12 protein-coding genes are annotated in these 23,138 nt (G+C 66.0%); 4 read left to right on the forward strand and 8 right to left on the reverse strand.

Features of this window, described 5'->3' with window-relative positions:
* Nucleotides 1-187: 187 nt before the first annotated feature.
* From SM611_RS22335 to SM611_RS22345, 3 genes are read right to left on the reverse strand one after another with little or no spacing between them, the layout of a single operon-like run.
* Nucleotides 188-4,258, reverse strand: coding sequence for an Eco57I restriction-modification methylase domain-containing protein (locus SM611_RS22335; protein ID WP_371951818.1), 4,071 nt, complete (start codon nt 4,256-4,258; stop codon nt 188-190).
* Nucleotides 4,255-7,179: a DUF8741 domain-containing protein gene (locus tag SM611_RS22340; RefSeq protein ID WP_371951819.1), complete on the reverse strand. Its 2,925-nt coding sequence runs from the start codon at nt 7,177-7,179 to the stop codon at nt 4,255-4,257. The genes SM611_RS22335 and SM611_RS22340 overlap by 4 nt, the downstream gene beginning before the upstream one ends.
* A gap of 34 nt (nt 7,180-7,213) precedes the next feature.
* Nucleotides 7,214-12,358, reverse strand: a complete 5,145-nt coding sequence (locus tag SM611_RS22345; protein ID WP_371951820.1) for a DEAD/DEAH box helicase family protein — start codon at nt 12,356-12,358, stop codon at nt 7,214-7,216.
* A gap of 1,017 nt (nt 12,359-13,375) precedes the next feature.
* Between SM611_RS22345 and SM611_RS22350 the strand changes: the two genes are divergently transcribed.
* Nucleotides 13,376-14,548 carry a phosphorothioated DNA-binding restriction endonuclease family protein gene (locus SM611_RS22350; RefSeq protein ID WP_371951821.1) on the forward strand — a complete coding sequence of 391 codons (1,173 nt, stop codon included), beginning with the start codon at nt 13,376-13,378 and terminating at the stop codon, nt 14,546-14,548.
* Nucleotides 14,549-14,604: 56 nt separating this feature from the next.
* Here the strand turns inward: SM611_RS22350 and SM611_RS22355 are convergent, their stop codons facing one another.
* The 3 genes from SM611_RS22355 to SM611_RS22365 are packed head-to-tail and all read right to left on the reverse strand — an operon-like array spanning nt 14,605 to nt 16,076.
* Nucleotides 14,605-15,201, reverse strand: coding sequence for a DUF6082 family protein (locus SM611_RS22355; protein ID WP_371951822.1), 597 nt, complete (start codon nt 15,199-15,201; stop codon nt 14,605-14,607).
* A 42-nt stretch (nt 15,202-15,243) separates the two neighbouring features.
* A complete protein-coding gene (locus SM611_RS22360; RefSeq protein ID WP_371951823.1) occupies nt 15,244-15,840 on the reverse strand; it encodes a DUF6879 family protein in 597 nt (198 codons plus the stop codon).
* Entirely contained in the window at nt 15,837-16,076 is a 240-nt protein-coding gene (locus tag SM611_RS22365) for a hypothetical protein (RefSeq protein ID WP_371951824.1), read from the reverse strand. Before SM611_RS22365 ends, SM611_RS22360 begins: the two co-directional genes overlap by 4 nt.
* Before the next feature lie 322 nt (nt 16,077-16,398).
* On the opposite strand from SM611_RS22365, the gene SM611_RS22370 reads away from it, so the two are divergent.
* A complete protein-coding gene (locus SM611_RS22370; protein WP_371951825.1) occupies nt 16,399-16,803 on the forward strand; it encodes a hypothetical protein in 405 nt (134 codons plus the stop codon).
* 2 nt (nt 16,804-16,805) lie between these two features.
* On the opposite strand, the gene SM611_RS22375 is transcribed toward SM611_RS22370, so the two are convergent.
* Nucleotides 16,806-18,035, reverse strand: a complete 1,230-nt coding sequence (locus SM611_RS22375; RefSeq protein ID WP_371951826.1) for a HEAT repeat domain-containing protein — start codon at nt 18,033-18,035, stop codon at nt 16,806-16,808.
* A gap of 207 nt (nt 18,036-18,242) precedes the next feature.
* On the opposite strand from SM611_RS22375, the gene SM611_RS22380 reads away from it, so the two are divergent.
* Nucleotides 18,243-20,489: a HelD family protein gene (locus tag SM611_RS22380; RefSeq protein ID WP_504230283.1), complete on the forward strand. Its 2,247-nt coding sequence runs from the start codon at nt 18,243-18,245 to the stop codon at nt 20,487-20,489.
* A complete protein-coding gene (locus SM611_RS22385) occupies nt 20,473-21,030 on the forward strand; it encodes a hypothetical protein (RefSeq protein ID WP_371951828.1) in 558 nt (185 codons plus the stop codon). Before SM611_RS22380 ends, SM611_RS22385 begins: the two co-directional genes overlap by 17 nt.
* A gap of 115 nt (nt 21,031-21,145) precedes the next feature.
* On the opposite strand, the gene SM611_RS22390 is transcribed toward SM611_RS22385, so the two are convergent.
* Entirely contained in the window at nt 21,146-22,999 is a 1,854-nt protein-coding gene (locus tag SM611_RS22390) for a GmrSD restriction endonuclease domain-containing protein (protein WP_371951829.1), read from the reverse strand.
* Between the last annotated feature and the right edge of the window lie 139 nt (nt 23,000-23,138).

Below are 23,138 nucleotides of genomic sequence, written 5' to 3' on the forward strand. Positions count from 1 at the left end.
CGAGACGCCACCAAGTCACAGCGCCAAGATCGGATGCGTGTCGCCACTCTACGGACAGTATGCAATCCGGGCGTCTCAGCTAGGGGACGCCCGGACCGGCGGTTCACACAGTCCCGAGCTCGAAGACCGAACGGATCGGGTGGCCCCCAATCCCGCTGTCCGGCGGCCCGGCGCCGCGCAGCCCGGCTCAGGTCGGTCGCGATGACTCGGGGTGGCGGGGTCCTTCCCCGGGGGGCGGGTCGAGGATGGTCTTGTAGGGCTCTCCCGTGCGGATGGCCTGCGTCATGGCGTCGTACACCTCAAGGATCAGCTCCTTGGTCCGGTACGACCCGAATGCCGCAACGTCCTTCTTCTTCACGATCGGGAACGTCTCCATGATGTAGTCGACATCGTCCCGCTGGATCTCGTACAGGTGGAAGAAGGCCGCGTCCAACTCCGCCCGCAACAACCTCCGGCGCTCCTCGTCCCATACAAAGGGAGTTCCATTATCGCCGAGATCACGAGCGAGCGACCCCATATCAAATGCCGTATAGGAAAGTTCGAGAATACGTCGATTAAGCCACTCGGCAACTACTCCCCCCAGCCAGGGAGCTTGTGATTTTACCAGCCCCGGATGGATGATAGGCAGTTGTTTAACGATGAAGAAATTGAGCGTCACGCCACCCAACTTCTGCCTACTGGAGAAATCGAAAGCGAATGACGCCATCGATGCCATCAAGGATGCTGCATATTTCACACCCACCCCCGGAAAGATGAGTGGAATCTTATTCCCTACAGCCACCCTCGGAAGTATAGAACTGAGCATTGTTCGCTCGTTTGTGGGACTCGTAATATCACGAAATCCCATGAGCCATCTTTGAGTCCAATTTTGTTCAGCAAGTCGACTCTCGACCTCAGACTCGTGAACCCAACTTAGCGGCAATGCCATCCTGCAGGGAGTACCTAGTTCACCTTTCCCCAGATAGGACGGCTGGTTCTGTCGCTTGGTGGCCATCTCACTTTTTACAACATCCGCCGCTCTGTGATTATAAACGTCGACCATTTTAGCCTCGTACAGCGGCAGGTAGCGCTGGTCGCCTCGAGAGAAGACGTTGCCTTCCAAGCGCCAGCCGTCTGCTTCGAGCTGGTCTCGCGTCCGGAAGAGGTGCGAGTCGTTGGACATGTGGAACATCGTCATGAAGGAGATGCCCCAGGGGTTGCCATCGGGGTCGCCTTCACGGAGGAGCACAGGGACGCGCCTGTAGATGCCGAGCGTTATCTCGGCGTCGCGGCGGCTGCGGAAGACCGGGCAGGTTCCGGTGTTCGGGTTGATGAGGGTGATCTCTTCGGGCGTCAGCGAAAAGCGCTTCAGGGGCGTTTCGATTTCGGTCGGGTCGTGGAGGAAGAAGGCGAAGTCTGCCTTGGTGGCCTGTTCCGCGCGTCCGGTCAGCGTGAGCAGCGAGAACTTGAACGACCTGTGCACGCCCGGGAAGAGCGGCGCCGCATTCTCGAAGTCGTAGAGGGAGGCGAGCGAATTGCCTTCCACGACGTCGCGGAAGAAGTGCTGGGTGGTGGCGTCCGTGGCGATGCCGGTCGGGACGATAATGCCCGTGCGGCCGTGCGGGCCGAGGACGGTCCGGTCGTGCTCGGAGAAGACGGCGTAGGTGTTGATGTCGCCTCGTCCGGTTAGCGGGTAGCAGCCGGACATCCGCAGGAAGTGGCTCTCCGCCTCAGCCTGGCGCTTGGCCTTGCCGAACTCCGCGTACAGGTCGGGGTTCTCGTCCTTAAGGTCCTCGATGAGGTCTGTCCGTGCGGCCTTGTTGGGGGCCTTGGCGATCTCCTCGTCGCGGGTGGCGAAGAACTCCTGCTCCTGAAGCTTGATGCGTTCCCACGGAGGGTTGCCGAGGACGCAGGTGAAGCCGCCGGTCCAGCCAGTTCGGTCGTCGGTGCCAGGAGCGTTCTCGTCCTCGGGGACGGTGAAGACGGTCGGGAACTCCAGGTGCCAGTGGAAGAAGCGGTACTGCTTGGCCAGCTTCCGCAGTTCGGCTCGGCTGCGCGGGGCGAGCGTGTCCGCGTCCTGGCTGAGCTTGATGAGATTCCGGGTGGTGATGGCTGGGGCGTGGTCCTCTGTCTTCGTCCAGACGAAGGCTGCGCACCAGGCGTCGTGGAGCTCCTTCTGCTCCAGGTATTCGGATGCTTCCTGCAACTTCTGGTACGCGGTCTGCTGGGCGTGGACGTGGGTCAGGTCATCGCTCTGGGCGTCCGTGATGGCGGCGGCGCGGCGGGACAGGGCGTGGTTTCCAGCTCGCAGGCCGGTCTCGTCGAACAGCTCGCCCTGCACGCCGAGGTGGCGCTTCTCGTAGGCCTCGCGCTCGCCCTTGTTCCGCTTCTTGAGGGCGGTGACCCACTTCTTGTCGTCGCCTTCGATGGCCTTGAAGGCGTCGTCGGGCAGGCCGGCGTCCAGCAGCTTCGGGGTGGTGCCGAGGAGGGCGTTGCCGACCTTGATGTGGGCGTCGAGGAAGGTCAGGGCCTTGCCCGGCTCCAGGGCCTCCAGCCAGAGGGAGACCTTGGCCAGCTCGACTGCCATCGGGTTGATGTCCACGCCGTAGATGCAGCGGGACACCACGTCGCGCAGGGCGTGACGGATCGCCTCGTTGGACGGCTCCGGGTCGCCGGTGCGGACGAAGGCGAGGCGCTTGGCGATGCGGCGGGCGGCGGCGACGAGGAAGTGGCCGGAGCCGCAAGCCGGATCGCAGACCGTGAGGGCGAGGAGGGCGTCTTCCTGCTCCTCGGGGGTGTTGCCCGACTTCATCGCGTCGTCAATGACGGGGTCGAGCGCGGAGTCGAGAAGGGTGTCGATCAGGGAGGACGGGGTGTAGTACGAGCCGCTCGTCTTGCGGTCGTTGCCGCTGAGCTGCCGCAGCTCGAAGGCGCCCTTGGCCGGGTCGTGCTTGGGGACGTACTCCAGCAGCGACTCGTACACCGACCCCAGTTCCTCCGAGCCGAGGTGTTTGAAGTCGACGCGGCGGATGCGGCGGGCCTTCTGGTCGTGGACGCGCGACAGCGACCGCACCGCGTTGAACAGGTGCTCGTTGGTGAGGGAGAGCCCGTGCAGGGCGTGGTCGGCGTCGGAAAGCTCGAAGATGCCGCCGAGCGCGGGGAGGCCGAGTTCGGGGCGTCCGCCTTCCCGGTTCAGGCCGTCCAGGATGAGCGTCACGGCCTGCCATTCGTCGGCATGGCGGCCGCCGTGGCGGCGGGCGGCGATGCGGCGGAGGCGGTCCGTGGAGAAGTAGGTGTTGTAGCGGTCGCGGGCCATCTGGGGTGCGTCCGGGGAGAGCAGGACGTCGCGGTCTTCGGCGACGAAGAGAAACAGAAGACGGTAGACGGTCCGGAGCAGCGCGCGGTGCAGGGTCTCCGGGGTGACGGCCTTGTTGTCGGCGTCCTTGAGCGCCTTCCGAAGAGCCTCGTTGTCGGGGTGTTGGATGAAGCCCGTACCGAGGGTCTCGATGGCTTCCTTGACGGTGACGCGGAGCTGGTCGAGGACGCGGGCGCCGGAGTCGATGGCTTCCTGGCGCCACTTCTCCAGCCAGCATGAGGCCGGACCGGTGTCCTCGCCCTGGTGCTCGAACCGGGACGAGTGCGCGACCCGGTACAGCAGCACGAACGCGTCGAACGCCTCGCCCTCGAAGATGGCTTCGAGGTCGAACTCGACGTAGGCGGAGCCGGCGAGGGCGCTGGAGTCGCGGAGGACGCGCAGCAGCCGTCCGTTGGTGACGATGCCCCAGAGGGCTGCGGCGCTGCGGTTCAGGTACTCCTGCACCAGCGATTGCGGGGCCGCGTCGGCGGCACCGGGGATGCCCTTGGTGCGCCGGTCGAGGTCGACGCCCCAGCCGAGCTGGTGGATCGGGACGTGCTGCCAGTGGTGGCTGACGGCGAACTGCTTCTCGCCGTCGTCGCTGGGCAGTCCTCCGGCGGGGACGCGCGGCAGGTGGCCGTAGCCGAGTTCCTGGAAGAGGCGTCCGAGCCAGTATTCGCGGGTGACGCCTACGGCAGCGTCACCGTCGGCGAGCTGCTCCTTGAACGCGGCGTAGCGTCCGCGCAGGTACGTCCAGGAGCGCTCGGCGACGTCGGTGACCGTCTCGTCCTTGGCCAGGTGGTACGCGACGGGCTTTGCGCCGGGCAGGTCGCTGTTGCCGCCGGCGATGCGGAGCAGAGTCTCTTCGGGGAGGAGTCCGCCGACGGAGGCGATGCCGAGGGGAAGGGTGCTGGTGCGGCTCATCGGGCGGCCTCTCCGGTGACGGGAAGGTAGACGTACAGGCCGAGGACGTCGGCGTTGGGGTCGGCCTCGACGCGGAGGCCGCGGACGACGACGCCGGTTTCGCGGCGGCGGGTGGCCTCGCGGACGCGCGCGTGCGACGCGCGGAGGCCGTCGGCCAGGTCGCGGCCGTACTGGTCGAGATAGGGCTGGAGCGTTTCCAGGCCGTCCAGGATGCGGGTCGCGGTGGCGGTGGCGAACTCGGGCGCGGTGTTCTCGTCCGCGCGGACGTCCAGTAGGGCGAGCGCTTCGTTTTCGCTGAGCCATTCGGCCTTGGCGGGGCTGCCGCGGAAGGCGAGGACGCGGGCGTCCTCGGCGATCTGCTGGCGGCGTCCGCCGTCGCGGGTCGGCAGCGTGAGGTGGAACCGGTAGCGGACGAGCAGCAGTGTCGTGCGGGTCGGTACGGCGGCCGTGCGGATTACGCCGCAGCGGCGGGCCGGGCGCTGCCAGTCGTCCAGCTTCGGGTCCAGCGCCGCGTCCAGGACGAAGCGGGCGATGGTGTTGACGGTTGCGTCGGTCCGGACGAGCGCTGCCTCGCCGCGTTTGACCGGCGGCAGCGGGTGGAACGCGATCTCGCGGGCGTTCTTCGGGCCGAGAACCGCCTCCAGACCGCTCATCAGTGTGGACGGAAGCCCACCCGTGTCGGCGGTGAACGAGCCGTCGGCGGCCTCGCGGGAGATCTGGCCGCGCAGCTTCACCACGGCCGTCCGGACGAACTCGGCGGCCTCGGCGCCCGAACCGAGCGCGGCGCGGATCTCGGTGACCTCGCGGGCCACCTCGTCCGCGTGGATGGCGTGCTGGGCGAAGCGGGCGCGGGACGCGCGCTCGCGTTCGGCGGCGCTGACCCAGTCGGCGTGCAGGTCGTCGCGTTTGGAGGTGAACCCGAAGTCGAAGCTGAGCTGCTCGGCGTCCTCCTCCCGGAGCAGCAGACCTTCGAGGACGGCGTTGACCACGCTGTCCGACTCGTCGAGGACGGCGACGGAGACGCCGGTGGCCTTGCGGATCTCGGCGTGCTTGCGGATCAGGATGTCGAGGACGATCCCGTCGATCTGGTTGTCGGACCCGTAGAGGGTGACGGTGCGGACGACGTCGCGGCGCTGCCCGTACCGGTCGACGCGGCCTTCGCGTTGCTCGTGTCTCGTGGGGTTCCAGGCCAGGTCGTAGTGGATGACGGCGTCGAAGCCCTCCTGAAGGTTCACGCCCTCGGAAAGGCAATCCGTGGCGACGAGGACGCGCTGCTCGGGTCGGGTCCGCTCTTCGGTGTCCTCGTCGGCGGGAGCGCCGGAGATCATGCGTTCGATGCGGGCGATGCGCTGCTTCGGCGACAGGGTGCCCGTCACCGAGACGACCTCGGTCTTCTTGCCGAGCGCGTCGCCCAGGTGCTCGGCGACGTACTCGGCGGTGGGGATGAAGCGGCAGAAGACGATCGGGTTGTAGCCGTCCTTGAGCAGCTTCTTCACAAGCCTGGTCAGCTCGCCCAGCTTGGTGTCGGCCGCGCCTTCGAGGGCCTCGGCCTGCTTGGCCATCCGGCGGAGCCGCTGCTGCGGCGCGGTGCCGTCCGCGTCCTCCAGGTCGGCTCCGGGTGCGGCGTCGACGGCCTGGGTGGAGTCGTCGTCGGTGAGGTCCATGACGGCGATGCGGCCCAGTTCGTCCGCCTCGGGGACGGTCTTGGCGTCCAGGTTGGCGGCGCGGGTGCGGAGGGTCTGCGCGGCGGCGCGGGGCGAAGACGCGAGGGAGCGCAGCAGCGCGAGCGCCGACCACCAGCGGACGCGCTGCCGGACGACGCCGTCGCTCTCGTCGAGAGCCTGCTCGCGGGCGTAGTCGACAACGGCGGTGAACAGCTTCCGGTACTCGGCGGACAGCTTGTATGAGACCTCCTTGCTCTCCCGGTCCTTGGGGAACGGGGTCTCCTCGCCGATGTAGGTGCGGATGTCCGCGCGGCGCCGCTGGACGAAATGGCGGGCGAGGCGGCGGCGCCCCGCGTCGGTGTCCAGCGGGACGGTCTCCAATTCGGGGTCGAGAAGGCCGAGCAGGTTGCGGAAAGCCTCGTCCTTGCCGCTGTGCGGGGTGGCGGTCACCAGGATGAGGTGGCGGGACGCGTCCGCGGCGACCTTGCCGACGAGCTCGTGGCGGAGCTGGCGGCCGTCGCGGGACCCGGTGGAGCCGGCGGCGACGCAGGTGTGGGCCTCGTCGACGATGACCAGGTCCGGGCAGTGCCGGATGAACTCGTCGCGGTGCCTCGGGTTCTTGATGTAGTCGGTGGAGACGATGACGTTCGGGTGCCGCTGGAACAGCGACTCCCCGATGTCGAGTGAACGCTCCAGCCGCGGCACGGTGGAGGCCAGCACGAGTTCGGTGTCGATGCCGAACTTGTCGCGCAGCTCGTCCTGCCACTGCTCGGCCAGCGCCGGGCTGCACAGGACGGCCAGCCCGGACGCCTCACCCTGCGCCAGCATCTCGGCGGCGATGAGTCCCGATTCGATCGTCTTGCCGATGCCGACGTCGTCGGCGATCAGCAGCCGGACGGTCTCCTGCCGCAGCGCCATCAGCAGCGGGACGAACTGGTAGGAGCGCGGGTCGACGGCGAGCTGGGCGAGGGAGCGGAACGGCCCGGCGCCGGAGCGGAAGCCGATGCGCAGCGCGGACCGCAGCAGCCCGGCCGAGCTCTGGTCGCCCAGGTCATCCGGGGTGGGTGGCGGGAAGCTCGCCGTCTCGACCTTTTCCAGCGCGGGAAGCACGCCGACCAGGTCGTCCTGCGCGCCGCCGAGGGGGCGCAGCACCAGCAACTCGGCGTCCGAGCCGGGCTGCACGACCCATTCACGGCCGCGCGCACGAACCAGTACACCTGGGGCGAATTGGGCGGCCTCTGGCACGTTGATGCTCATGTTTGGGGGGTCCTTTCGGGGGGTGCCGGGCCGCTTACGTGTCGCCGGTGCCGAAGATGCTTCGGTTGGCGGAAACCGTGGCGTGCCAGTCGCCGTCGTGGCGGAAAACGATCACATGCCATCCGGCGTCGATCAGCCGCTCCTCGGCCTCCTCATCACGCGTGCTGACGTGCTCGTCGTCGTGAGCCGGGCCATGCACGAAAACAGCGACCTTGGCCTGTCCGGGCAGCCGGTACACGTAGTCGGGTTGCGCGAGCGCCTCGGTGACGAGAACCTGCTGCTCGGTCGGGAGCCGGTATCCGCGCTCCTGCAGCCACGTGATCAGCTCGCCCTCCAGGCTGCTTCCGGCCTTCTCGATCAGCACGGCGGGCTGCTCGTCCCGCTCGACCTTGCTCTGCGCGAGGCGGAGCAGCAGGTCGCGGACGGCGTGCCGGTCGATCATGTGGTGGAGGAGCTGGTTGCCGAAGGAGAGGAGGCAGTCGTAACAGCCCTTCTCGCAGCGGTTCTCCGGCCGCGGGCCGCCGAGGTCGTCCCCGGTCTCTGGGTCGAAGTGGGCGATGTGCAGTGCTTCCCGCGCTACACGGGCCAGCGAGTCCCGCTCAGCCTGGATGCGGCGCAGGACGCCCGCGCCGCCCTCGGCAGACTCGATGAACAGCATCCGGAGCCGGTTCGGGCCGTTGTCGGGCGGCAGCGACTCACTGTCCAGCTCGGAGTCCTCCAGCTGGAAGACAGCTTCGATCCCGCGTTCCAGGGCGTACTGGAGCGAGATCGCGGTCTCGGCGGGAACCGGTTCGGAGAGGGTCAGAACAAGGATGTTGCGGCGGTCCTCCACGTACGGGATGACCCGCAACTTGCGCACCTTGTCCTCGGTCTCGCCGTCGGCGAGGCCGGTTTCCTCATCGGTGAGCTCGGTTCCGGGCACGGCGGCCTTGGCGTCGCGGGACGGGAGCCAGCGGCCATTGACGGTGTCGAGCCAGAAACCGGTCTCGCGATCCTTGCCGCGCCGGTAGCCGAGGTTCGCGACACGAACGGTGGCACTGTCGCCGTAGTCGAGGTTCGCGATCGGCCCGTCCTCGTCGACCGCGCGTGCCTCCAGGCGTCCGCGGCGCTTACCGTGATCGTGGAAGCGGTAGGACGTCTCCAGCTCGAAGCCGGCCCGGCGGCGCTCCTCCTCGTCGGACGAGATCCGCTCGCGGCGTTCGGTGAAGACGGTGTGCAGCTGCATCCAGCCGCTGGTGGCGATGGGGAGCGGCGTCTCGCAGATCTCGCAGATGTCGAGACCAGGATGCGGCTCGTGGTGGTATCCGCAGTTGCGGCAGCGGCGCGCCTCGCCGGTGGCGACGTCGCCGCCCTCCTCCGTGGGCACCTGGACGCGCTTGACCTGGTAGCGGCTGCCTTCGTGGTAGATCAGCGCACCGGGCCCGAACTCGCGGATGGCGATGAACCGAGAACGCTGTAGGTAGTCGCCGTCGCGGTCGGCGAGCTTTCCGCCGCGTCCGGGGATGTAGGCGGCCAGCGGCAGGCGCGGGAATGAGTAGCCCGGCAAGAACCCCTCCGACGCGAGGTAGCGGTAGGGGTTGAAGTCCGAGAGGGTGCCGCCGTCCTGCTCGTTGCGCAGCAGCTTCAGCTGGGTCTCAGCCTCGGCGCGGCGGCGCTTGGCACGCTGCCGGGCGCCGGCGGTGAGGGTGTAGTCGTCGGCACGGTCGTGCTGGAGTTCGCGTTCGGCCTTGGCCCGCTTGTAGAGCGTCCGCCACCGCTCACAGGCGGCGTTAAACTCTCCCGGCGCCGATCGCACGACGCGTTCGAGCCACTCGTCGTCCCACCATGAGGTGTCCTTTTCCAGCTCCACCATGAGGCCGGCGAGCATCCGCTCGGCGCGTTGCCGGGCGCGTTCCTGCGCCGGCTCGGCGTTGATCTGCTCGCGCACGTGGCCGAGCAGGGGGAGTTCAGGATCGCCTATGTCGATCAGTTCCGGCATGGCGCGTCCGAGTGGCAGTTCCGTCTCGGCGAGCCAGATCGCCTGGACGTGCGAGCGGACGAGGTCCTCGTTGCCGAGGTCGAGGCGCGGTGCCGCCACGGAACCCGAGACCATCTGGTCCGAGCGGCGGAAGTAGTAGCGGTCGTGGCTGTTGCCGCTGGCGCAGTATGTGGTGACCAGGGCGGCCTGGCCGGACCGGCCGGCGCGTCCGCTGCGCTGCGCGTAGTTGGCCGGGGTCGGCGGAACGTTCCGCATCGTGACCGCGTTGAGCCCGGCGATGTCCACGCCGAGCTCCATCGTGGGGGAGCAGTACAGCAGCGGCAGCTTCGCCTTGCGGAATGCCCGCTCCCGGTCCTGGCGGACGTTGCTGGGAACCTGCGCGGTGTGCTCGCGGGCGAACAGGCCCGCGAAGCCCCGTGACTGCTTCTGATAGAGGTCGCGGAGGAACGGGTTGACGCGCGGGCGGGTGTCGGTGCCGTTGAACTGCCAGCGCAGCGGATCAGCGACACCGAACTCGCCGTCGCCGGCCCGCCAGATGATGACGGCCGCGTTGATGCGGTAGCCCGGCACTCCGCCGTTCTTCGCCGGGACGGCCTCGGTGATCAGCCCGTGGGTGGCTAGGACGTCCAGCATGTCGGTGATGATCTGCTGGGCGTCCTCGGTATCGATCTTGTCTGTCCAGGCGGGGAACCGTCCGGAACGGCGCAGATGTCGGCCGAACCTGCTGCGGCCGGACAGGTTGAGGTCGCTGCGGCTGCCGCCTCTCATGCTCGAGCGAGCGAAGGCAGCGCCGACCGGCACCATCCTCTCCCTCTCGGCGAGGGCCCACGGGTCTTTCAGCTGGCGGGAGAGCTTGCTCATCTCCTCGAAGCCGAGATCGGTGAGGCATTCGACGTCGATGGCAAGGACGCGGCGCATCTCGTCGAGCAGGATGCGGATCAGCTCGGCGCGCGTCTGCGGGTCGGCGGTGCGGAGCGGGCCGCACGTGCCGGTCCACGTCTTCTCCAGCTCCGCGAGCTCGTCCAGATCGGCGTAATCAATCCCGATAAGGCCGGTTTGTTCCAGATTGGGCATTGTCACGCGCCAGCCGCGCTCAAGATCGACGAAGAGGCGGTAGGCGACGACCTCGCGCAGCGCCCGCTGGGTGCGCTTGCGCTGCGTCGACAGCTCCTCGGGGTTGAGGGCGTAATCGGCATGGTCGAGATGAAGCTGAGCGGTCACCGCCTGCGCGACGTTCTCGTGGTGGAGGCCCTCGTCCCCCTCCGCGAGCGCGGCCTGGTAGAGCGCGCCGCGGAGCTGGGCGACCTGCGCGAAGTCGTTAAAATGACCGGCCTGGAGGCTAGCGTCCTGCCGGTTGTCGACGAACGTGAGCAGCTTGCGGGCGTTCTCGGGAAGCTCCTCCTCCGGCATCGCCTGAAGGCTGCGGACGATGCTGCCGCTCAGCACAGATACCGCCGAGCTGCGTCCCTCCTGGTCGAGCCGGGCGAGCTTGCCGAAGTCATTGCCACGTGCCTGCTCGTAGGAGACGCCGCAGCTGAGACAGAAGCCGAACGGCGTGGGCACGAATGCGGCCAGGACTCCGTCGGTCGCGCCGGAGTCGCGGTCGAGGACGGTGCCGTCCGGGAGGACGCGCAGCACCTGCGGGACGTACTTGCGGCGGGACGTGATGACCTCAGGGTTGCCACCCGAGTCCAGCGTGAGCCAGTTGTCAGGCAGGCGCTGCTCGGCCAGCGCCTGCGCCGTCGTCCCCGGCCAAGGCGACTGCTCGGAGATGTAGAGATAGCCGGCCTCGTCGTCATCGCCGCGTCGATGCCGGATGACGGTGCGCCCCGCCTGCTCCTCGCGTGCGACCGACAGGTACTCCTGGCCGCACTGGCGGCAGAAGGCCAACGGAAGCAGCAGCTTGTCGGGCTCGCCCGGGACCCGCAGCTGGTAGTCCCGGGTGATGCGACGAACGCCTTCCGGTTCGAGCGAGACGAAAACCGTGTCGCCCTTCGACAGGAACTGGTGGAGCCGGAAGGCGAACAGGTACCGGCCCTTGACGGTCGGGTGCGGTGCCTCCGAGCCGGCCTTCAACGTGGCCTTGATCGCTTCGGCGCAGCGTTCCACGGCCATGCCGGTCAGGTCAGCGAGTTCCGCGGCCGCCTTCTGAACGGTCGTGGGCCTGCGGCGGATCAGCCGGCCCGTGCCCTTCTCCGTCTCCACGCCGAAGGTCGTCTCGATCCAGCGCGCGAGCGGGTTGCTGATCAGTTCGTCGTAGGACGCTCCAAGGGGCGGCTGAGCATTCTGAACCGCCAGTTCGACCGGGTCGAAGCTGCCGTCCTCGGTCGAGCGCGTCAGTGTCTCCCCGATGACGCGGTGCCGCTCAATCGGAGTGTCGAAGATCTTGCTCGCGACCTCGGCCACGGTGCGCGCCTGGGTCTCGGTGCCGCCTTCGCTTGCCATCGTCGCGGACGTACCGACGCACTGCAGAGCCTCTGCGTCACAGGCGTCCCGGACACGGCGGACGAGCATCGCGACGTCTGCGCCCTGCCTGCCCCGGTAGGTGTGCAGCTCGTCCAGGACCAGGAACCGCAGCCCGCGGGCGGCCTGGATGAGGTGCTGACGCTCACGCGGCCGGGTGAGCATCAGTTCGAGCATGACGTAGTTGGTCAGGAGGATGTCCGGCGGGTCGTCCAGGATGGCGCGGCGCTGGGCCTCCTTCTCCTGGCCCGTGTACCGCGCGAACGTCACCGGCTCGTGGCCTTCGCCGTAGCCGTTGCGCAGGAACTTGCCCAGCTCCTCAAGCTGCGAGTTGGCGAGGGCGTTCATCGGGTAGACGATGATCGCCTTGACGCCGGCTGGGGCCCCTTGCTCACGGAGCCGGAGGACCTGGTCGACGATCGGGATGATGTAGGCCAGCGACTTGCCGGATCCCGTTCCGGTGATGAGGACGTAGCTGTCACCGGTCCTCGCGGCCTCGATCGCGTCACGCTGGTGCCGACGCAGCATCATCGGTTCGCCGTCGAGCGAGTCCTCCGGCTTGTGGACCCGGAAGATGCGCTCGGTCTCCGGGTGCAGGATCCCGGCCTTCACCAGGGCGGGAACCGAGCCGCCGTCCGCGAAGCTCGGATTCAGGGACAGCCATGGGTCAGGCCATTGCTCCCCGACGTCCAGCCCTCGCCGCACATGATCAGCGATGTCGTCATCGCGGACGTTCACGGCCCCTGACGTGAACTCCCGGTAGTCCCGGATGAGCTGATCATGCACACCGAAGACGTCCATAACCCCCCTCAAAGGCAGGCCACACCCGACCTGCGCTCGTATTCCCATACCTGTAGAGCCGCTAAAACCCGCTCGACATAACGGTTTGATTGCAGCGATAGGCGCCCGCACCCGACCGTCGTACGGGAAAGGACGCAGTACTGCCGAATCAGGTTGACATCCTGCGAGCAGCTCATGTGGCCAATTCGGGCGCAGGAGAGCAGGTAAGCCGCAGAGCTCAGCAAACCATAGGGCGGCACGAGTACTCGGATGCTTATTCGATCAAGGGCGGTGGCCATTGATTCGGATACACAAGTCTCACTCCGCCAACGGATCTGTCGATCCTCACGCGTTGCAACTTCTAGCGTCGATACGCCACACATGGCAAAGTTCAAGTAAAGCCGTCAGAGTGTGACAACACAGGCCTTCCGCCCCTGCGATCGTCGTCGCGTCATTTGGACCTCATGGCGGTGCCACACTCTTCGCGCCGCACCGGACCAGCCTTCTCCGTCGCCGTGCGCGGGCGTTCCCGCGCTCAGGGCCGCCAAGCCGCCCCGCGGCCGTCACCGAGGCGAGTACTGGACAGTCAGGCGAGTTCGCACCACCGCAGCGGCGAACCGGCTCGCCTCACCGACGCTCCGGCAGTGGTCGGCAGGGTGACACGGCCGCGAATGATCGCCCGCCCTCGCCGAGGCAGCACAAGGGCCGTTGATCAACAACCAGTCGCGGAATCACTCTCGGGGTCACGCTCCCGCCTGGGAAGCGAGGACGCAGACGTGGCCCATCTCCAGACGGCGACGCCGGCATCAACGGCGAGGGCGACGACCCACCAGAGGGGCCGGCAAGCATGGACGATCACCGTCCCGAAGGCGCAGGGTCTGGACGACCCCATAGCCAACTGCAGCTGGGCATCAGAGAGACTCAAAGGACAGAGCAACGCCCGATCCTTGTCATATCGGGCATAACATGCCCGATATGGATCTGTCGCCGATCACGCGCGAGGCAGTCCTGGACGCGATGGCCGAGTGTGATCACATCGGCCGCGACCGCTTCCTTGAGCGATACGGCTTCGAGCGAGCTCGCCGGTACTTCCTCTACCACGACGGCGTCTACTACGACTCGAAGGCCATCGTCGGGGTGGCATACCGCCACGTGGCAGGGCGCCCTCTAGCCGCCAGCGAGTTCTCCGGCGGGCAACAAACGGTTGGTCGGCTCGTCAAACGCTTGGACTTCAAGGTGGTCACTGACGAGCCTCCCTTGCCGCAGCAGCGTCTCCTTAACCTTCTCGGAACGCTGCGCGTCGCCAACACCCCAGACGGCCCCTCTCGACATCAGCCCATAACCCTTCTTTGGGCTCTGGGGCGGGCTGCCCACCACCGTCCGCGGATGGTTACCTGGCAAGACGCCCAAGCTGAGCTGCGCAGCCTCATGCGCGAGTACGGCCAACCCAGCTCGAAAGCGACTCCAGAGTTCCCTGTTCTCGCGCTCGCTCGCACGGACCTGTGGGAGCTGCAAGGCCACGAGGGGCCCATCCCAGCAGCACACGGCAAACCGATCAACTGGCTCCAAGAGCAGGATCCATCATTCGGCCTCACCGCCTGGGCCTACGAGCTCGTCGCATTCGACCGGGCTACACGCGCAGAAGCCGTCGACACACTCAACAGGCTCTTTTTCGACGGCAAGATCCCTGACGGACTGCTGGAGGAAGTCGGTCTGCGCCGAGCAGACGACGCTGTTGTGCCCCCTCCCCACGAAACGAGTGCGCTAGAGACGTACCTACGGCTCTGCGGAGAGATCGAGGCTGCAGAGGCACGTGGCGACCACGATCGCACGAGGCACACTGCCCGTGAACAGCCCGTACGCTCCTCAGCAGCAGTCAAGGCCGTCCTGGTACGAAGTGCCGGGCGCTGCGAGAACCCGACCTGCGCCGGTCAGCCGAACGACGTCACCAAGAACGGCGGCCCGATTCTCGAAGTCGATCATGTGCAGGACCGGGCAAGTTGGGGTCGTGACCACCCGATTCAAATGATCGCTCTCTGTCCGAACTGCCACGCCATCAAAACCCGAGGGCGAACGGCTGAGCAGCTGACAGAGTTCCTCCAGCTGGAGGCCCGATCGAGGCACAGCGCTTGGGTGTCCCGCACCTGAGTTGCCTGCTTATCAATCTCGACAGCCGTAGGAGGAGCTCTGCGTGGGTCCTCAGGCTACGGCATGATGGTGTCGGTGTACGCCGCGTCCACCTCGGCTGTGAAGGTGTCCTCGGCGTCGTCGCCGTCGGTGATGGAGACGCGGGACTGGCGGCTTCGGGACCAAAAGGCGCGCATGTCCGGGCTGGTCATGAGGAACCGCAGGGCGTTGCGGAGTTCCGGGAGCTCGATCGTGTGAGTCTCGTAAGCGACCTTCTGAAGGTTGAGGATCAGGTTGCAGTAGTGGTCCTTGCGGGTCGTTTCCTCGCCAGGCGCGGGGGCGGGCCAGACCGAGCGGAGCTCACTGTCCTCGATGGCCATCTTGATCAAGTCGGTGTGAAGCTCGCGCATCGCGAGTTCGCTGCTCCGAGTCTGTTCCTCCTGGGCGATCCTCAGTTCTTCGCGCTGGTTTCGCAGCTCGCGCCCCTGCATCAGGAGGGCGGCAGTGATGCCTAGGAACGCTGCGCCGGAGAAGAAGACCGCGACCGGGCTGATCGCTTGGCCGATGTCCGACCAACGCGCCAACTCGTCCTCGTCCAGCCGGAGTAGGAGAAGCACAGGGACGAGGGTGCAGAGGACCACGACGAGGAGCCCCGCGGTGATCGCGAGACCCATGGGGAGGGCGCGCCTCGTTCTGCCTGTCATGGCACCGCCATGTTAGGCGCGGGATCTGTCCGGAATGCCTTCCAGAGGCCGCACTTGCTCGCCGCGGGTGCGCAAGTCGGTGGCGATGTCCACCAGGGCGTGCAGCGCCTTCGGGGCGTGGGTGAGCCAGCCACCGGTCTGGTAGCCGACGGGCCCAGGCCCGTAATCGTGGATGAGGGCGGTGTGGGAGTCGAACAGCAGGAAGTCGAAGTAACTGGACACGGGAGACGGCGGCACGAAGAACTCGATGCGCTCTCCCAGCCGGCTCCGCACCTCATAGTTGATCATTTCGTAGTGCAGGTAGTCGCTGAGGGGGTAGGAGAGAAGCCGCACCCGAGTGAAATCCAGGTTCCTCGACCTCACCTCGTCACGAAGAGGCTGGTCCTCCATCGCCTCTTCTTCCAGGAGCCGGCGGGCCAGCGCGATGTCGCCCGCTTGGAAGGCCTCCTGCGATCGGACACCGTCGGCCTCACGGTATGACTGCCAGCACTCCAACTTGAGGAAGCGGCGCTCGGTGCGTGCCCAGGCTTCACCGAACGACTCCAGGAAGCCTTCCAAGGTGAGCCGCTCGCTGCCGTCCAGCGCCCACGCAGTCGGTTGATGCATCATTCGTCCGGGATGTCTTCCTTCGCGGCGATGAGAGTAGTGCGGGTGATGCGAACGATGCGTTCGTTCGGTGCACACCGGGCGTCCTTCAGCGGATTCAGCCCAAGCTCCTCGGTGATGTCAACACCGATGACCGCGAATGAACCATCACTGAGAGCAAGAATATCAGGGGAGCCTGTGGTCGAGGTCGTGTCACCGCGTTCGGCCGGACTTTTACCGAGCCTGCCGATCGCCTTCATGAAAACCTCCGGGATAGAAATCGCAGATGACTCTACCCCGGCCGTTTCATAAGGAAACTTCGCCGCGCATGCATGACCGCATCAGGTCGATCCGCGTTCGCGATGCAGCAAAGTCGATTGCAGATAACGGACAACCACGGGCATAAAATGGATCATCCGAATGCGTGAGCAGGTTCAGTGGCGTCCTCGACCGGGCGCACTGTCCGAACCTCCGCGAGGTCTTGCCACCCCTGCCGCCTGGACGCCTCGCCTCGACCATGCGTCTCCTGCCTGTACGCCGCCTCGTTGACGGACCGAACCGCCACGACGACGATCAGACTCCATGAACCGCGCCCCGGAAGAGACCACCTATCAGGTGGTGTTGGAGACCCGGCAGTGGCTGATCATCGACGCCACGATCGACAACGAGGTGAGTACGGAGGTTGTAGAAGGCGATCCGAGAGGTGTGGTGAGCCTCGGTAGCAGCATCCGCAAGGCTGGTTGGAGGCAGAACCCGGGGTGGCCGCGTGACGCGAAGGGATTTGAAAGCTGGCCGGCGCCCGGCCAAGAGGCGACGATGACCTTGACCGCAGTCCAATGGGAACTGGTTCTTTCCGCGTTGGCGCGCTGGTCGGCCGTCTCGGCAAGCCTCGGGGACCCTGAGAGTGGCGCAGCTGCCGAAGAGGAGCGTGCCATCGCGACACTGATCCGCGCGCAGCTTGCCACTCAGGGATGGTCCGCTCCCTAGCCTTAGTCGAGCCCCGCGTACGTGCGGCACTCCGCCCGCTGGGACGGAAGGCCCCAAGCACTGAGCATCAGCATGAAGTTGCCCCAGCGCCAGGTGTCGTCCCCCATCTCGGCCAGTGTCCGGACGGCGCGCTGCTGCGGTTCGGTCAGCTCCGCATACGGTGGCAGCGGCCCGCTCCGCGGCTGCCCGAACACGTGTTGCAGCACCGCCTCGGCCGTGGGGAAGGCGGCGGGGCCGGAGCTGAGCGCGAGCCCTCTGAGCATGGCGCCGAGAAGCCTCGGATGCGTTCGCTCCTCGATCGCCGCCAGAGTGATCGTTGCGTATCCACGCACGTTGCCGTGCAGATGATGGATCCGGGGTTCGGAGTTCTCAGGAGGCTGGACGGCGGCCGTCTCAAGCACGTCGAGGACGTCCGGGTCGATGTCGTCCAGGCGGGCCAGTGCGATCGCGGCGGAGCAGCGGAGCAGCGCTTCCTGTCCGGTCAGGAAGGTGCGGAGTTGCGGTACGAGGGCATGGCCGGAAGGCAGGCCGGCGGAGACGATCGCATTCGCCGCCACACCGGGGACGGCGTCCGACTTCAGCAACCGCCCGAACACTGGCAGGGTCCCGGCCGCCTCCTCCGGGAACCAGCCGAGCGTGTACGCCGCAGCCGCCTGGATCTGCAGGTCAGGATTGTCCAGCAGGTCGCGCAGTGCGGGAACGGTGGCGCGGACAGCGTCGTACGCGCCGAGTTCGGCTTCGGCATCGCGCAGGGACTGGTCGTGGTCGTACATGGCGCGGCGCATCGCACGGACTCTGCGTTCGCCCTCATCGTCGGCTTCCGCGACCCACTGGTCAATACGGCGCAGTTCTTCCTCGGGGTCGGCGGTACGCATCTGTCCGATGCCCGCGCGCCATCCGGTGATGTCGATGCCGTTCGGCAGGTACGCCTCGTCATAGCCGATAGCGATCGCGGAGAGGAGGTGCACGATGTCGGCACGGTCCTGGACCCGGGGGTCAGCCGCCAGCGCGACCAAGAATGGCACGGCATGCGCGGTCGCCTCGTACCGGCTGCCCTGGTGGAAGATGTTGCCGTACAACTCGCTCCTGGCCTTGTCGCGCTCGCTCGGCAACTCCGAGGCGAGCGCTCGGAGCAGCTCGGGCACGTCCTCTGCCGGGCCGTAAGCATGCTCCAGGCCAGCCCAGTCAACCTCGTCCAGTCCCGCCAGCGGGTCACTTTCCCTGCCACTCATGGCGTGTGATTGTGCCAGCCGGTACCGACACTCGACGGCAGCGGACCAGGAGGCCAGAGGCTTTCCGGCCGTATCGACGGCCTCATTACTGCCCCGGTCGATCGTTGGGCCGTTGTCGACGAGTCTCGCCTCAACGGAGTGCCCCAGGCTCGGCCTTCCAGGGCCGTCTCTCGCCAAACCGGGTGCTCGAAGGCGCAGGCTCTGGCTATGCCTTCGAGGGGCTCCCCAGCAGCGGGGACGTTGGACGAGAGCTCGCAGCCGTTGCGATCGACACATAGCCGGGCCTTACAGGATGTATCGTCCTGTTTCAACCTGTACTGTGGGCGAACGGTTCAACGGCGCGGGGCCCGGAGTGCAGAATTGGCAACCAACAGGGACGTTATCAGGACTGAGCAGCAAGCAGTCGACTATGCCTACGACTGCTTGGATAAATGGCTCAGCGAGAGGTCGAGACAGCGAACGCCGTCGTGGGATGTGACGGACGCCAAGGCTGGGACGACTTTCATTCCAGAGACGCCGCCGGAGCTCCTAGCCGAAGACGACGATCTCGGCGGCGCCGCTCTCGTGATCAAAAGAGTGGATGTCGCTGACGACAAATTCACCGAAAGTCAGACCTTCTATATCGGTCGGCGAGTGGTTCGCACACCTGAGGGCGATCTGGCCGTCATCAGCTGGCATGCCCGTGCCGCAAAGGAATGGATGCTCGCTCGCAGTGACGATCCTGGTGACGTCCTTCTGCGGCGCGACCTACGCTGCGACGGCCGTAAGGTGACCGGCTACTTCGATGACATCAAAGCGCCCCGTCACACAGACGTCGGAGCCGACATTCCTGGGGAGGCCGAGGAGCCTCAATGGCTTGACCTGGAGGACTTCCTCCTCGAGGACCTACGCCGCGCTCGGGGCGGACAGATGCGCGATATCGTCGAGACGATACAGCGCGAACAGTTCATTCTGGTATCGGATGAGCGGAAGAGTCTGCTGGTCGTCCAAGGGGGTCCCGGCACAGGAAAGACCGCGGTTGGGCTGCATCGAGTTTCCTGGTTGCTCTTCAATAACGTGTTCAAGGCCAGCGATGTTCTGGTCGTCGGGCCCCATCAGGGATTCTTGAAGTACGTCGGCCAAGTACTGCCCCAGCTGGGCACCAGGGGCGTGACCAGTATCGAGCTCGCACGTCTCTGGGATGGAGAGGCTCGCGGGTCCGACAACTTGGAGGCACGACGAATCAAATCGAGCTCCAAGATGGCCGAGGTGCTTCGGCGCGCAGTGGACAACCTTGCAAATCCGAAGGCGCTGGAATCTGCGGCGGCCCGGACCATACAGGTCGGTCCGCGTCCCGTGACGCTTCCGTCCTCTTTCATCAGGTTCACCGGAACCGAGGGTGTACGGCTGCCGTACCTGGTACGCCGCCGGCAGTTCACCGACCGGGTGGTCGACCACCTCTTGAGGGCAGGCGGCGCCGCCGGAAAGCGCTCGAGAGACGAGCCCGGCGCCCGCAAGCAGGTGGAGCAGCGGCGGGATGTCATGCGCATGGTCAGCCGCGTCTTTCCGTCGGTCTCAGCGGAAGAACTGCTGCGAAGCCTCCTTCGAGGAAGGCAAGCCCTGCGCGCTGCCGCCGCGGGCGTCCTCTCCGAGGAGGAGCAGCAGGCGATCGTCCGCACACCTGCGGCGAAGGTTTCGCAGGAGGCCTGGTCCCCAGAGGACCTGGTGTGTTTGGAGGAGATCCGCTTCCTTATGACCGGGGAGACCTCCGTGAGATGGCAACACGTCGTTGTCGACGAAGCACAAGACCTAACTCCGATGCAGGCACGCTCACTCGCCCGCCGCTGCCCCAGTGGGTCGATGACCCTGCTTGGTGACTTAGCGCAGGCCACCGGCGTCCATCGCTATGCCGGCTGGCAGGAACTGGCCGGTCAACTGGGCGGGCAGAGCGGTGGCCATCTGGCCGAGTTGACCATCGGGTATCGAGTCCCCCGGGAGGTCATGGACTTCGCAGCACCATTGGCGGCTGTACTCGCGCCTGACACGACGTTCCCGCGGTCAGTCCGCCCACCCGCCGACGATGAGGTCCTGAGGATCATCCGAACCGACCCGAGTCGCCTGGTAGCCGAGGCGATCGAGCGCGTGTCGACCCTCTCCGGAACGGATGGCAAGCGAGGCCGCTCGGTGGCCTTCATCTTGCCTGACGACGATCCGGGGATGCTCCGGTCGGCACAGGCCGGGATCGCGGCCGAACAACTGGAGTCCGTGATTCAGGTACGCACCGCAGGACAGATCAAGGGCCTGGAGTTCGACCATGTCGTCGTCTTGGAGCCCGCCGCCATCGCGGCACAGGAATGGGCAGGTCTACACGGACTGTATGTAGCGATCACACGTTGCACCCAGACACTCACCATCCTCCATTTTCCATTCGGACCCGCTGCCGACCGTTCTCACTGGCATGTCCGAGGAGTCTAGGGAAACAAGCGACCAGGAACCGGGCGATAACACCGGCGACGCTCCCTCTAGCACGGAGCTTCCAGCGCAGGACATTGCTTTCGCCGAGCCTCCGACAGACGATCCGGCACGGACGGCGTCCACTGACAGCTTCCGCGCGCGTTTCCTCGCCGAGGTCGCAGAGGAGAGGACCTCCAGCGTTCATGAATACCTGCGCTATACCTTGATCGGAGAACTTTTCCGCGCGGGGCGGACGCCTCAAGTTGATTCTCCCCTCATCGATACCGCGTGCGACGACTCCTCCGGATGGATGCTATTCGAAGTCCTCGGCGAGGACGGAAACACCTACCCGCGCATGCGGGAGGGCGCCATCCGACTCACGGACATCGAATTCGCCGAGGGCAGGACGGCGGAGCACCGTTTTCTTGTGCTGCCCGAACAGCCTGAGCGAGGAGCGATCGATGCGATAGCTGAACGGCACGGCACCCACATCATCTGGCCAGAAGGGCAGGGCTGGGGCGGCACGGGCTTCGACAGGGCCTTCGGTGGAAACCACCGCTGAAGGCTGCCGAAAGCATAGAGACGATCTGCGTTGGATGCTCTCCCTAGGGATAGCGCTACCAGTCAAGTTTCACACCGGCACGAGCAACTCGATGACGAGTCGGGCCTTTCTCCCGTCAGACCTCCAGGTCATCGAGGTCAGGCATGACGGCGACGTCCTCCGGATCGAACTTCTGCAGCCCTTCCTCGGCGTCGCTATCCTGCATATCGTTCTGCACGGGCTTACCGGTCGCGGCTTCGATGATGGCCATGAGCTTCTCCAGCCGCTTCTTGAAGAAGTAATCGAAGTCATCTGCACGCAGGTCAGCGGCATCGACCAGATGAGTGGCAAGGTGAGCATCGAGCTGTGCGGGAACGATTCCCGCCTTCTTCTCGATCTTCGGCAGATACACCGACGGGGCCGACCCGCCGATGGCACGGTTGGTCTCGGCGGAAAGCGGCGTCTTGTTTACAATGCTCTCGCGCATTGCCGGATCGATACCGTGGTCGAGGCACCACTTGTACGGGAAGATGTGGTGGATGTCGACCGCGAGCTCCACGTACTGGACTTTGTCCAATGACTTGTCGTACATCCAGTCCTTGGCGCCCTGAGACAGGACGAGGGCGTAGATTCCCTTGTACGCCGCCGCGTTCCGAGTCCGTAGCGACAGAAGGCGGGAGGCTGCGAAGGTGCAGTCCGCGACCGTCCGCGGGGTAGTGGCTTCGATGCCCCGCGCCCAGTCTGGAACGGACTCGACATCACGCGCGAATCGGGTCTCGCTGGCGGAGCCGTAAAGCTCACCAAGGATGCCGCACCAGAACCATTGGGTGAGTTTGGCGCGCACTCCATGGAGATCAGCGTCGCCACCGAGCACAACCTTGACGGCGGCGAGCGGCACGAGCTGCTTCGGGTAGGGCAGGAACCTGACATCGAAGATGCGCTGGTCGGCGAGGAAGGTCGCCGTCCACATGAACGCGCCGCGAACCGGCTGCACCCACTCGAGATATTCGTCCAGCGTGAGCTTGAGTAGATCCTCTTTCCTGGCGGACACGGCAGACGGCCGCGCGGAGCTGCCTTCCTTCGCTCGTTTCAGGCTCGCGAGCAGGCTCACCACTTGGAGAAAGTCTGTGTTCTCGACAGCAGCCAGAACTGGGTGCGCAGCGAACTGCCGCTGGGTCGCTTGCCAATCGTCGTTGAGACGGAAGTCGGTCCCATGGGTGTCGTAGTACTTCTTGTCACCGGCGAACGTGGCGGTGAGGAGCTCGAAGACGTTGAGCGGCAGGCCGCCCGTGTTCACCTTCTCGAACACTGTGGCGACAGCCGACTTGCTGGTCGTCTCATCGAGTTCGATAGCCGGTATATTGTAGGTGGAGCAGCCTTGTACCACCTTGGCATGGAAGACGGCCGGCTGCTCCTTGTTGTCGCAGGCAAAGAGCCAGTTGACGGTTTCTGCCCCGCCGAAGAGTAGCCGTACCGGGAAGTATCCCTGTGCGCGCTCGTTCTCGGGTGTGGACAGGTCGAGATCGATGTCCTTGCCGAAGTTGCTGCGCAGCACACCGTCACCGGGCAGGGAGCGGACCGCGTCATCGATCCACTCTTCACCTAGCAGTGCGGTGGCCATGTGCACGTAGTAGCGACGCTCCATGAGCTTGCCGCGGCTGTCCTTGGTGTGTACGACGCCGTCGCCAGTGAGAGCCTGAGTAAGCGAAGTCAGCCGCTGCTGGCCGTCGAGCAACAGCCAACCAGGCTCGGTGTTTGTGGGGAGGACGACCCCCTCCACCGGACGAGGCTTGAAACGAATCTGGTCGTTCCCCGTCTTTAGCATCATGACGACACCGAGCGGATGACCACGGAGGATCGTTACAAGGAGTTGGCGGATCCGCTCGTCTTCCCATTTGTAGCCCCGCTGGAAGTCGGGAAGCTGGACCTTGCCGCTCGTCGTCCACTGGAGGTAGCTGGCCAGCTCGTAGAGGGGAGTCTGAAAGCCCACGGTCTCTCATCCTTGTCGAGGGTCGGCCCGCGCCGTGGCGGCGACCCGCTCGAAAGCCCCTGCCCTGGCCGGCCTCCACCACGAGTGACAGCTTAAGCATGACTCCTAACCGTCCGCATGCTCTCAAGACCGATCGCGA

It is taken from the genome of Actinomadura monticuli (assembly GCF_041463655.1).
In the GTDB taxonomy this organism is placed as follows: Bacteria; Actinomycetota; Actinomycetes; order Streptosporangiales; family Streptosporangiaceae; genus Spirillospora; species Spirillospora monticuli.